Origin of the sequence: Pseudomonas chlororaphis, from assembly GCF_001921865.1 — a bacterium.
In the GTDB taxonomy this organism is placed as follows: domain Bacteria; phylum Pseudomonadota; class Gammaproteobacteria; order Pseudomonadales; family Pseudomonadaceae; genus Aquipseudomonas; species Aquipseudomonas chlororaphis_D.
Window position 1 is genome coordinate 39,131 of record NZ_MSCT01000001.1, and the last position, 12,696, is coordinate 51,826.

Sequence of the window (12,696 nt, forward strand, 5' to 3'; positions counted from 1 at the left end):
GGTCTGTGCGGGCGTGGTGTCCGGTGTCAGCTGCTCGAAGTTGCCGCCAGTGGCGCCGGTAATGCTGGTGCTGACGGTGCTGCCATTGTTGTAGACGTCGTTGGCCGGGGTGTCGACCACCACGGTGCCAGTGGTCTTGCCAGCGTCGATGACGATGGTCGAGCCGTTGGACAGGGTCACGGTGACCGGGGTCTGGGCCGGATTGGTCAGGGTCGCGGTGTAGGTGATCTGGCCACCCTCGACGACGGTGCCGGTGGCGGTCAGGCTCAGGCCGGTGTTGTCCACCGAGTCGGTCACGGTGGTGACGGCTGGCGTGGTGCTCGGCACCAGGCTCTCGAAGTTGCCGCCAGTCGCCCCGGTAATCGTGGTGCTGACGGTGCTGCCGTTGTTGTAGACATCGTTGGCCGGGGTGTCGACCACCACGGTACCGGTAGTCTTGCCGGCGTCGATGAGGATGGTCGAACCGTTGGACAGGGTCACGGTGACCGGGGTCTGGGCCGGGTTGGTCAGGGTCGCGGTGTAAGTGATCTGGCCGCCTTCGACGACGGTGCCGGTGGCGGTCAGCGTCAGGCCGGTGGCGTCCGGCGAGTCGGTAATGACGGTCTGCGCAGGCGTGGTGCTTGGCACCAGGTTCTCGAAGTTGCCGCCGGTGGTGCTGGTAATCGTGGTGCTGACAGTGCTGCCGTTGTTGTAGACATCGTTGGCCGGAGTGTCGACCACTACGGTACCGGTGGTCTTGCCGGCGTCGATGAGGATGGTCGAACCGTTGGACAGGGTCACGGTGACCGGGGTCTGGGCCGGGTTGGTCAGGGTCGCGGTGTAGGTGATCTGGCCGCCTTCGACGACGGTGCCGGTGGCGGTCAACGTCAGGCCGGTGGTGTCCACCGAGTCGGTAATGGTGGTGACGGCCGGCGTGGTGTTCGGCACCAGGTTCTCGAAGTTGCCGCCGGTAGCGCCGGTAATGGTGGTGCTGACGGTGCTGCCGTTGTTGTAGACATCGTTCGGCGGAGTATCGACCACCACGGTACCGGTGGTCTTGCCGGCTTCGATGGTGATGGTCGAACCGTTGGACAAGGTCACGGTCACCGGAGTCTGGGCCGGGTTGGTCAGGGTCGCGGTGTAGGTGATCTGGCCACCTTCGGTCACGCTGGAGCCCGCGGTCAGGGTCACGGTGGTGGTGTCCACGGTGTCCGTGACCTGGGTTACGGCAGGCGTCGGGTCGACGGTCACCACCAGGCCGCTGCCGCCCGTGGTGCCGGTAACGCTCACGGTGATCTGGCTCGGGTCGTTATAGACGGTGTCGTTCGGGGCCAGCGGGACGTTGACGCTGCCGGTCGTTTGCCCGGCCGGGATCACGATCACCGAACCGTTGGACAGGGTGATGGTCAGGTCGGTCAGTGGTGCCTGGGTCAGCGTGGCGGTGTACACCAGCACGCCGCCGGCTTCGGTGATGGTCGGCGTCGCGCCCAGGGTCAGGGTCGAGCCGCGCAGGACCTGGGTGGTGCTGTCGTTGTTGTTGGTCAGCGCGCCGGTGGTGTCCTGCGCTGCCGTGGCTGTCGCGCCAATGCCCGCGGTCGGGAAGCCGATAGTCGGATCGACCCGGCCCGCCGTGGCATCGAGCATCACGAAGCTGTGGCCGCCGCCCGCCGCGCCGGTACCCGCGGCGGTCGGGCCGGCCGCGGTGGCTTCCAGGTCGGTGGTCGGGTCCGCGCCGGCGACGATCGCCTGCTGCAGCTCGGCCACCGACGGCGCGGCTTGCGCGGCAGCAGCGGTATCGATGCTGGAATCCGGAGCAGTACCGCTCCACTGCGTTTCGCGGCCCAGGTCCAGGGTCCGGCCGTCAGCCAGTTCCAGGCTCACGGCACCCGCCAGGCCAGTGTCGACCTGATCGCCTACATACAGGCGGTCCCCCTCAACGAGTACGCGGCGGACCCCCTCTGGGGACACGACGAAAACTTGGCCGACAATGCTTTTGACGGTAGCAACAACACTGCTCATTGAGGATTCTCCGGGGGGTACCGTTCAGTAAACTTCCATGTTCCTGACGGGCGATAGCCAATGCAGTCTGGACGTTATTCAGAGTGTAGAAACACGTGCTTTTGACGCGAGTATTCGTCAATAAATTGGCTATATTTTTTTGCGATTAAGTATATGCCAAACTATTGACCTTCTGTGTGCCATCCTAAACAATCGTCAAGGTAATGTCACATTGATATTTATGCGGTGACCTGTCTAAAAGTGTGTGACCCAGTTCTTATTTTGAACTTTCCGATATACGGTCATTCCGGTTGCCATCATCCGATGCAGCACCTTGTATTGCTGTGATTTGGGACAAGAAGTCCTGGGAAACCCCTCCTATGCGTCCGCAGTTGTTCAAAGCCTTACCGTTCGTCCTCGCCAGCAGTTTTGTCCACGCGCAAACCTTGCCTGAAGCCATGCAGAAAGCCCTGGATGTGCATCCGGAAATCCAGGCTGGCGTGAACAGCCGTCTGTCGGCCGATTACCAACTCAAAGCGGCCAAGGGCGGCTATTTGCCGCGGGTCGATTTGCTCGGTGGCTACGGTCGCGAGGGCACCGACAGCCCGACCACCCGTGCCGGCTCGAGCAACCACTGGGAAACGCTGAACCGTAGCGAGTCAAGTTTACGTCTCCAACAAATGGTTTTTGACGGTTTTGCCACCTCCAGCGAAGTGGGGCGTCAACAAGCCACCGTCAACTCCCGGGCCTATTCGTTGCTCGGGACTTCCGAGCGCACCGCGCTGACTGTAGCCCAGGTGTACCTGGACGTACTGACCCGCCGCGAGTTCGTGCGCCTGGCCGAAGACAACATGCGCAATCACGAGCGCATTTTCGACCAGATCCAGCTGCGTACCCAGCGTGGCGTCGGCAGCCGTGCCGACCTCGACCAGGCCGACGCGCGCATGGCCCAGGCCCGCAACAACCTGATCACCGAGCAGACCAACCTGGCCGATGCCCAGACCAACTACCTCAGCGCGGTCGGCCAAATGCCGGACCAGCTGGAGCGTCCGGCGGGCTTCATGGCCCTGCTGCCGGCCACCCTCGACGAGGCCCAGCGCCAGATGCTGGAAAACAGCCCGATCCTGCGTTCGGCCGAATCCGACATCGTCGCCGCCGAGAAACAGTACGAGGCCGCCAAATCGACCTTCTACCCACGCTTCGATGCCGAGCTTGGGCGTACCGCCGACAACAACCTGGACGGGCTCGACGGCCACAACAACGAATGGCAGGCCATGCTGCGCATGCGCTTCAACCTGTTCGCCGGCGGCAGCAACAAGGCCGACCTGGAGTCCAAGGCCTACCAGTCCACCCAGGCCCTGGATATTCGCAACAATGCCCTGCGTGTTTTGAATGAAGAGCTAGGCTTGGCATGGAACGCCTTGAACAACGCGAATGCCCAGGTACCGATCGCCCAGCAATATGTCGATCGCAGCGCCAGCGTCCGCGAGGCGTACCAGAAGCAATTCAGTCTGGGCGAGCGTACCTTGCTCGACTTGCTCGATAGCGAGAATGAACTGTTCACCGCTTCGCGCCGCTTGGCCGAAATCAAGAACATTCAGTTATTTACTCAGTATCGAATCAAGGCGACCATGGGCGAGTTGCTCAAGAGCCAGGGAGTGGTCGCACCCATGGCTTCCGTCGTGCAGAACGACGTGAAGCCCAAGGTCCAACTGCCTGGGATGAATTGAGTACATTTCATCCAATTGACAGTTAAAGAGTGCCGAGCGTGGAATCAGAAGTCAGTCGAGTGCAACTCAGCCATGATCCACGCGGCATGCATGACGACCCGCTGCTGGATGCCCTGCTGACCCTCTGCTCCCTGCATCAGAAACCGGCCAGCGCCGCCATGCTGACCACCGGCCTGCCGTTGCCGTCCCAGCGCCTGAGCGCCGAGCTGCTGCCCCGCGCCGCCGCTCGCGCCGGTTTGCAGGGGCGCCTGCTGCGGCGCCAGCTGGAACAGATTCCCGCCATCGCCATGCCGGCCCTGCTGTTGCTCAAGGACGGCCGCAGCGCCGTGTTGCTCGGTTGGCAGGGCGAGGACCGGGCCCGCCTGCTGCTCAGCGAGAGCGATGGCGGCGAAGTCAGCGTCAGCCGGCAGATGCTGGCCGACGATTACAGCGGGCAAGTGTTCTTTGCCCAGCCGCAACACAAGTTCGATGTGAACCACGGCTCGCTGATTCCCCGCGCCCGCTCCTGGTTCCGCGACACCCTGAAGCGCTCGCGCTGGCTGTACGCCGACGCCATCGCCGCCAGTTTCCTGATCAACATCATCGCCATGGCCGCGCCGCTGTTCGTGATGAATGTCTACGACCGCGTGGTACCGAACCAGGCCGCCGCCACCCTGTGGGTGCTGGCCATCGGCATCACCGGCGCCTACCTGTTCGACCTGATCCTCAAGAGCCTGCGCAGCCTGTGCCTGGACCTGGCCGGCAAGAAGACCGACCTGATCATCTCGGCCACGCTGTTCGAGCGCATCGTCGGCATGGCCATGAAGTACCGGCCGGCACGGGTCGGCAGCTTTGCCCAGAACATCCACGAGTTCCAGAGCCTGCGTGACTTCCTCGCCTCGCTGACCCTGACCAGCCTGATCGACCTGCCGTTCACCCTGTTGATCTTCCTGGTGATCGCCATCCTCGGCGGGCACCTGGTGTGGATTCCGGTGCTGGCCTTCCCGATTGCCCTGGGCATTGGCTACGCCCTGCAGAAGCCGCTGATCGCGACCATGGAAAAAACCATGGCCCTGGGCGCCGAGCGCCAGTCGAGCCTGATCGAGACCCTGGCCGGGCTGGACGCGGTGAAGGTCAACAACGCCGAAAGCGAGCGCCAGTACCAGTGGGAGCAGACCATCGGCACCCTCGGCCGTCTCGAGTTGCGGGTGAAGATGCTGTCCAGCCTGGCGATGAACATCACCCTGCTGATCCAGCAACTGGCCGGGGTGATCATGATCGTCTTCGGCGTCTACCAGATCATCGACGGCAACCTCAGCATGGGCGGGCTGATCGCCTGCTACATGCTCAGCGGCCGCGCCCTCAGCCCGCTGGCTTCGTTGTCCGGCCTGCTGACCCGCTACCAGCAGGCGCGGGTGACCATGACCTCGGTCGACCAGATGATGGAGCTGCCCCAGGAGCGCAACTTCGACGAGCGCCCCCTGAGCCGCAACGTGCTGCAAGGCGCCATCGAATGCCGGCAACTGAATTTCACCTACCCGGGGCAGCAGAACCCGGCGCTGAAGAACATCAACCTGGTGATCAAGCCGGGCGAGAAGATCGGCATCATCGGCCGCAGTGGCTCGGGCAAGAGCTCACTGGCCAAGCTGCTGGTGGGCCTCTATACCCCGGACTCCGGCGCGCTGCTGGTGGATGGCGTGGACATTCGCCAGATCGACGTCAGCGAACTGCGGCATAACATCGGCTACGTGGCCCAGGACATCCAGCTGCTGGCCGGCACCCTGCGCGACAACCTGACCTCCGGCGCCCGTTACGTCGAAGACGAACTGGTGCTGCAGGCCGCCGAACTGGCTGGCGTCCACGAGTTCGCCCGGTTGCACCCGCAGGGCTACGAGTTGCAGGTGGGCGAGCGCGGGCAGAACCTGTCCGGCGGCCAGCGGCAGAACGTCGCCCTGGCTCGTGCGCTGTTGCTCAACCCGCCGATCCTGCTGCTCGACGAACCGACCAGCGCCATGGACAACACCGGTGAAGAACGCTTGAAACAACGCCTGCAAGCCGTGGTGGAAACCAAGACGGTGGTACTGGTCACCCACCGTGCTTCGCTGCTGTCGTTGGTGGATCGCCTGCTGGTGATCGACCGTGGGCAGATCCTGGCCGATGGGCCGAAGGCCGTGGTGATGGAAGCGTTGAAGAAGGGGCAGATCAGTGTTGCTTAAGTCCGGTGTGAAAGATTCGATCCTGCGCTATTTCAAAGGTACCGAATCGCTGCACGACCAACCCCTGCCGGAGGTCAACAAGGCGCTGATCGAGGATGCGCCGCGGGTTATCCGCCTGACCATCTGGGGCATCATCGGTTTCTTCCTGTTCCTGCTGCTGTGGGCCAACTTCGCGGTGATCGACGAAGTGACCAAGGGCGAGGGCAAGGCGATCCCGTCGTCCAAGGTGCAGAAAATCCAGAACCTGGAAGGCGGCATCGTTGCCGAGCTGTTCGTCAAGGAAGGGGAAATCGTCGAAGCCGGCGCCCCGCTGATCCGTCTCGACGACACGCGCTTCAAGTCCAACGTCGGCGAGACCGAGGCCGACCGGCTGTCGATGCTGCTGCGGGTGGAACGCTTGAGCGCGGAGATCGACGACCGCGAGCTGAATTTCCCGGCCGATGCCATCGCCGCTGTGCCCGGCCAGGCGGCCAGCGAGAAGTCGCTGTATGAAAGCCGGCGCCAGCAGTTGCACGACGAAGTCGGCGGCTTGCAGGAACAACTGATCCAGAAGCAGCAGGAGCTGCGCGAATTCACCTCCAAGCAGGCGCAATACCGCCAGCAACTGGGCTTGCAGCGCCAGGAAATCGCCATGTCCGAGCCGTTGGTGGCCCAGGGCGCGGTATCGCCGGTGGAAGTGCTGCGGCTCAAGCGCGCCGAAGTCGAAACCCGCGGGCAACTGGACGCCACCACCCTGGCGATCCCCCGTGCCGAGTCGGCGATCAAGGAAGTGCAGCGCAAGGTCGACGAAACCCGCGGCAAGTTCCGCAGCGAAGCCCTGACCCAGCTCAACGAGGCGCGCACCGAACTGAACAAGGCCAGCGCCACCGGCAAGGCCCTGGAAGACCGGGTCAGCCGGACCCTGGTGACCTCGCCGGTGCGCGGTATCGTCAAGCAACTGATGGTCAACACCATCGGCGGGGTGATCCAGCCGGGCAGCGACATGGTGGAAATCGTACCGTTGGACGACACCCTGCTGGTGGAAGCGAAGATCCGTCCGCAGGACATCGCCTTCCTGCACCCGGGGCAGGAAGCGATCGTCAAGTTCACCGCCTACGACTACACCATCTATGGCGGCCTGAAGGCCAAGCTGGAGCAGATCGGCGCCGACACCATCACCGACGAAGACAAGAAGACCACCTACTACATGATCAAGCTGCGTACCGAACGCAGCCACCTGGGCACCGACGAGAAGCCGTTGCTGATCATCCCCGGCATGGTCGCCTCGGTGGACATCATCACCGGCAAGAAAAGCATCCTCAGCTACCTGCTCAAGCCGATCATCCGCGCCCGCGCCGAGGCGCTGCACGAACGCTGAAACCGCTTCGCGAGCAAGCTCGCTCCTACATGATTGGTATCCACCTGTAGGAGCGAGCTTGCTCGCGATGGCGTCTGCGAATTCGCCACGAAACTCCCCGCCCGAATCGCCATATCGTTATTCGCTAACGGTATTTAAAATTAAGTTCTTATATCTATAAAGTCGACTCCCTGCGTACCTGCCGACCAATCGGCGCGCCGCACGACACGAACCAACACGGGACCTCCGTGAGTTTCTGATCGACGCGCGCGCCACTGGGCGTGCCCTGCGTGGGAGTGATTTATGTCCGTACCCTCTCCAAGTGCCGCGCCCATCGCCGCACAAGGCTTTGCCATCCGCCCGTTCGACGGCGCCGTCGGTGCCGAGATCGTCGGCCTGGACCTGGCCCAACCGGTCAACGACCAGGACTTCGCGCGTATTCACCGCGCGCACCTGGACCATCATGTCGTGGTATTTCGCGACCAGCGCATCAGCCCCGAACAACAGATCGCCTTCAGCCGGCGTTTCGGCGTGTTGCAAATCCATGTGCTCAAGCAGTTCCTGCTGGCCGGGCACCCGGAAATCCTCATCGTTTCCAACATCATCGAAAACGGCCAGTCCATCGGCCTGGGGGACGCCGGCAAATTCTGGCACTCCGACCTCTCCTATAAAGAGCTGCCGAGCCTGGGCTCGATGCTGCACGCCCAGGAGCTGCCCGCCGAAGGCGGCGACACGCTGTTCGCCGACATGCACAAAGCCTGGGACAGCCTGCCGCAAGCGCTGCGCAAGGCAGTCGAGGGGCGCTCCGCCGCCCACTCCTACACCGCGCGCTACAGCGAGACCAAGTTCGAGGGCAACTGGCGCCCGACCCTGACCCCGGAGCAACTGGCCCAGGTCGCCGAAGTGGTGCACCCGGTCGTGCGCACCCACCCGGAGAACGGCCGCCAGGCGCTGTTCGTCAGCGAAGGCTTCACCACCCGCATCGTCGGCCTGCCGGAAGACGAGAGCCGGCAACTGCTCGCCGAGCTGTACGCCCACAGCGTGCTGCCGGAAAACATCTACCGCCATCGGTGGCAGCCCCACGACCTGGTGTTCTGGGACAACCGCTCGCTGATCCACCTGGCCGCCGGTTGCCCCAGCCATCTGCGCCGCAAGCTGTACCGCACCACCATCCAGGGCGACGCCCCTTACTGATCGGCCACCCACGGCAGGAGAATCACCATGTCCCAACCGACTCAACGTCGCCCGCGCCTGGGCAAACTGGCCGCGGCCATCGGCCTCGGTTTCAGCCTGCTGGCCGGCAGCCTGCTCGCGCCGAGCGCGGCCCAGGCCGAAGGCGAGATCCGCATCGCCGAACAGTTCGGCATCGTCTACCTGCTGCTCAACGTGGTGCGCGACCAGAACCTGATCGAGAAACACGGCAAGGAAGAAGGCATCGAGATCAAGGTCGACTGGACCCAGCTGTCCGGCGGCGCGGCGGTCAACGATGCGCTGCTGTCCGGCTCCATCGATATCGCCGGGGCTGGCGTCGGCCCGCTGCTGACCATCTGGGACCGCACCCACGGCAAGCAGAACGTCAAGGCCGTGGCGTCCCTGGGCAACTTCCCCTACTACCTGGTGAGCAACAATCCCAAGGTCAAGACCATCGCCGATTTCAGCGAGAAGGACCGCATCGCGGTACCGGCGGTGGGGGTTTCCGTGCAGTCGCGCTTCCTGCAATACGCGGCCGCCAAGCAGTGGGGCGACAAGGAATTCAACCGCCTGGACAAATACACCATCGCCGTCCCGCACCCGGACGCCACCGCGGCGCTGATCGCCGGCGGCACCGAGCTGACCGGGCACTTCTCCAACCCGCCGTTCCAGGATCAGGCCCTGGCCAACCCGAACGTGCACGTGGTGCTCAACACCTACGACCTGCTGGGCCCGAACTCGCCGACCGTGCTGTTCGCCACCGAGAAATTCCGCAGCGAGAACCCGAAAACCTACAAGGCCTTTGTCGAGGCGCTGGCCGAGGCCGCCGACTTCGCCCAGAAAGACAAAGGCGCGGCGGCAGATACCTATATCCGCGTGACCAAGGCCAAGATCGATCGCGAGGCGCTGCTGAAAATCATCGACAACCCGCAGTACGAATTCACCGTCACACCGAAGAACACCTACCCGCTGGCCGAGTTCCTCTACCGCGTGGGCGCGATCAAGAACAAGCCGCAATCGTGGAAGGACTACTTCTTCCAGGACGCCACCCCGCTGCAAGGGAGCTGATGCCATGAACGCCCCCTTGCCAGGCCACACGGCCAGCAACCCGACCGCAGCGGCCCAGGCGCTGCTGGCGGTCGACCGGGTCAGCCTGGAGTACCGCACTCCGCAGCGCGTGGTGCGCGCCACCCACCAGGTCAGTTTCGAAATCGATCCCGCCGACCGTTTCGTCCTGCTCGGGCCTTCGGGCTGCGGCAAGTCGACCCTGCTCAAGGCGGTCGCCGGGTTCATCGCGCCCTGCGAGGGCGAAATCCGCCTGCAAGGGCAGCGGATCAGCCAGCCGGGGCCGGACCGGATCGTGGTGTTCCAGGAGTTCGACCAGCTGCCGCCGTGGAAAACCGTGAAGCAGAACGTGATGTTCCCGCTGCTGGCGTCGAAGACCCTCAACCGCCGCGAGGCCGAGGAACGGGCGCTGCATTACCTGGGCAAGGTCGGCCTGGCGGCGTTTGCCGATGCTTATCCGCATACCCTGTCCGGCGGCATGAAAGCGCGGGTGGCCATTGCCCGGGCCCTGGCCATGCAGCCGAAAATCCTGCTGATGGACGAGCCCTTCGCCGCCCTCGATGCCCTGACCCGGCGCAAGATGCAGGAAGAATTGCTGCTGCTCTGGGAGGAGGTGCGCTTCACCCTGCTGTTCGTCACCCACTCCATCGAGGAGGCGCTGGTGGTGGGCAATCGCATCCTGCTGCTGTCGCCGCATCCGGGGCGGGTGCGGGCGGAAATCCACAGCCATCAGTACGACCTGCAAAGCCTCGGCGGCGTGGCTTTCCAGCAAACCGCGCGACGTATCCACCGGCTGCTGTTCGACGAAGGCCAGTCGCCGGAAACCGAGCGCGAGCTGGATTTCACCGATATCCGTATCGCTTATTGAGCCTGTAGGCCGACGTTGCATAAGGAGCACCCGATGAGCCATTCATCACCCGTTCGCCAGGAATACGAAGTGGCCCTCGAACCCTTGCTGGCGGTGCCGCTGGAGCGCGAATTGCCGCTGGGCCAACGCCTGTGGCAGCAAGGCTGGCTGCGCAAGAGCCTGATCCTGATCGTGCTGGCGCTGCTCTGGGAAGCCGTGGCCCGCTACCAGAACAACGACCTGCTGCTGCCGAGCTTCCTGCAGACCGCCAGCGCGCTGTACGACGGCCTGCTCAGCGGCGAGCTGCTGGGCAAGGTCGGCATTTCCCTGGTCGTGCTGCTCAAGGGCTACCTGATCGGCATTGTCCTGGCCTTCGCCCTGACCACCCTGGCGGTGTCGACCCAGGTGGGCCGAGACCTGCTCAGCACCCTGACGTCGATGTTCAACCCGCTGCCGGCGATTGCCCTGCTGCCGCTGGCCCTGCTGTGGTTCGGCCTGGGGGAGAACAGCCTGATCTTCGTGCTGGTGCATTCGGTGCTCTGGGCCCTGGCCCTGAACACTTACGCGGGCTTTCTCGGGGTTTCGGAAACCCTGCGCATGGCCGGGCGCAACTACGGGCTCAAGGGCCTGCGCTTCGTGCTGTTCATCCTGATCCCGGCGGCGTTGCCGTCGATCCTCGCCGGCCTGAAGATCGGCTGGGCCTTCGCCTGGCGTACGCTGATCGCCGCCGAACTGGTGTTCGGCGCCACCAGCGGCAAGGGCGGCCTGGGCTGGTACATCTTCCAGAACCGCAACGAGCTGTACACCGACAAGGTCTTCGCCGGCCTCGCGGTGGTGATCCTGATCGGCCTGCTGGTGGAAAATCTGGTGTTCGACACCCTGGAGCGGGTCACCGTGAAACGCTGGGGCATGCAGCGCTGAGAGCCGCGAAACCTGACCGCGCCTTCTGTCTGGCACACCGCGTGCGCAGATCTGGCGAGGACTTCGTCCTCGATCGCAGCCTCGCAGGCTCGGCAGCGGCTACACAAACACCGCGGTTCCTGTAGCCGCTGCCGCAGGCTGCGATCGGCGGCGTAGCCGTCGTAGACCGGCCAACACGTTTTCCAGGCAGTTCACCGATCCCCAGGCGTGGTGTAGGAGCGAGCTCGCTCGCGATAAGGCCCTATCAGCCACCGATTATCCAACCTGCTAGCATTGCACCCGACTCACTCCCGGTCGCTTACGAGTGCTCAGCATGCAACTCCCGGACATGAACCTTCTGGTCGCCCTCGACGCCCTGCTCGACGAGGGCAGCGTGGTCGGCGCGGCGCGCCGCATGAACCTCAGCCCGGCGGCCATGAGCCGCACCCTCACGCGGATCCGCGAAGCCCTGGGCGACCCGGTGCTGGTGCGCGCCGGTCGCGGCCTGGTGCCCACGCCCAAGGCCCTGGAACTGCGCAGCCAGGTGCGCGATGTGGTGGAACAGGCGGCGCTGGTGTTCCGCTCCGCCGACCAGGTCGACCTCAGCACCCTGCGCCGGCGCTTCAATGTGCGCGCCAACGACTTCTTCGTCGGCGTCTACGGCGGCCGCCTGATCGACACCCTGGAGCGCCAGGCGCCCCATTGCGAACTGCGTTTCGTCCCCGAAGGCGACGGCGACGACGAGGCCCTGCGCGAAGGCCGCATCGACCTGCGCATCAGCAACACCCGGCCGCTGACCCCGGAAGTGAAGGTACAGAACCTGTTTTCCACGACCTTCGTCGGCCTGGTCCGCGAGCATCATCCGTTGCTCGACGAGGAGATCACCGCCGAGCGTTTCGCCGCTTTTCCGCACATCAGCATGTCGCGGCGCGGCCTGGCCCGCGGGCCTATCGATACGGCGCTCAACGCCCTGGGCCTGGAGCGCCGGGTGCCGCTGATCGCGCCGAGTTTCCATGCGGCGATGTTCATGCTGCCGGACTCGGACCTGATCCTGCCGGTACCGAGGGAAACCCTGCTCAGTGTGTCGCGCCTGGGCCTGCGCCTGCGCTCCTTCGCCCTGCCGATCGCCTTGCCGACCCTGGTGCTGACCCAGGCCTGGCACCCGCGCTACGACAAGGACCCGGCGCACAAATGGTTCCGCGAGACCCTGCGCGCCTCGTGCAACGAAACCTGGCAGGACGCCCAGCCCTGACCCCGAAACCCCTGTAGGAGCGAGCTTGCTCGCGATAGGGCCGTAACAGCCGACATCTCGGTTGGATGTAGTTCCGCGATCGCGAGCAAGCTCGCTCCTACAGTTTTAGGTGCTCCAATCATTGTGTTTGATGCACTTATAAGCTGTCGATAAGTCAGTTTTCGTCAGCTTTCGGGCTTCTTAAACTGCTCCGGTCTCTTTTC

General features: G+C 64.1%; 8 protein-coding genes and 1 pseudogene. 8 read left to right on the forward strand and 1 reads right to left on the reverse strand.

Annotated elements, in window-relative coordinates:
• Nucleotides 1–1,998, reverse strand: a pseudogene (locus BTN82_RS31740) (retention module-containing protein); the annotation flags it as partial.
• 359 nt (nucleotides 1,999–2,357) lie between these two features.
• Here BTN82_RS31740 and BTN82_RS00115 point away from each other — a divergent pair.
• The 8 genes from BTN82_RS00115 to BTN82_RS00150 all read left to right on the forward strand — a co-directional run bounded on the left by BTN82_RS00115 (nucleotide 2,358) and on the right by BTN82_RS00150 (nucleotide 12,493).
• A complete protein-coding gene (locus BTN82_RS00115) occupies nucleotides 2,358–3,707 on the forward strand; it encodes a TolC family outer membrane protein (protein WP_075117163.1) in 1,350 nt (449 codons plus the stop codon).
• A gap of 38 nt (nucleotides 3,708–3,745) precedes the next feature.
• A complete protein-coding gene (locus BTN82_RS00120; protein ID WP_075117164.1) occupies nucleotides 3,746–5,902 on the forward strand; it encodes a type I secretion system permease/ATPase in 2,157 nt (718 codons plus the stop codon).
• The gene (locus tag BTN82_RS00125; RefSeq protein ID WP_075117165.1) at nucleotides 5,892–7,259 is read left to right on the forward strand and encodes an HlyD family type I secretion periplasmic adaptor subunit; all 1,368 of its coding nucleotides are present in this window, start codon (nucleotides 5,892–5,894) and stop codon (nucleotides 7,257–7,259) included. Before BTN82_RS00120 ends, BTN82_RS00125 begins: the two co-directional genes overlap by 11 nt.
• A gap of 282 nt (nucleotides 7,260–7,541) precedes the next feature.
• Nucleotides 7,542–8,432: a TauD/TfdA dioxygenase family protein gene (locus tag BTN82_RS00130; RefSeq protein WP_075117166.1), complete on the forward strand. Its 891-nt coding sequence runs from the start codon at nucleotides 7,542–7,544 to the stop codon at nucleotides 8,430–8,432.
• Between the two features lie 27 nt (nucleotides 8,433–8,459).
• Entirely contained in the window at nucleotides 8,460–9,497 is a 1,038-nt protein-coding gene (locus BTN82_RS00135) for an ABC transporter substrate-binding protein (RefSeq protein WP_075117167.1), read from the forward strand.
• A 4-nt stretch (nucleotides 9,498–9,501) separates the two neighbouring features.
• Nucleotides 9,502–10,362, forward strand: coding sequence for an ABC transporter ATP-binding protein (locus BTN82_RS00140; RefSeq protein ID WP_075117168.1), 861 nt, complete (start codon nucleotides 9,502–9,504; stop codon nucleotides 10,360–10,362).
• Nucleotides 10,363–10,395: 33 nt separating this feature from the next.
• Nucleotides 10,396–11,262 carry an ABC transporter permease gene (locus BTN82_RS00145; protein WP_075117169.1) on the forward strand — a complete coding sequence of 289 codons (867 nt, stop codon included), beginning with the start codon at nucleotides 10,396–10,398 and terminating at the stop codon, nucleotides 11,260–11,262.
• A gap of 313 nt (nucleotides 11,263–11,575) precedes the next feature.
• Nucleotides 11,576–12,493, forward strand: a complete 918-nt coding sequence (locus tag BTN82_RS00150; RefSeq protein WP_075117170.1) for a LysR family transcriptional regulator — start codon at nucleotides 11,576–11,578, stop codon at nucleotides 12,491–12,493.
• Nucleotides 12,494–12,696: the final 203 nt, after the last annotated feature.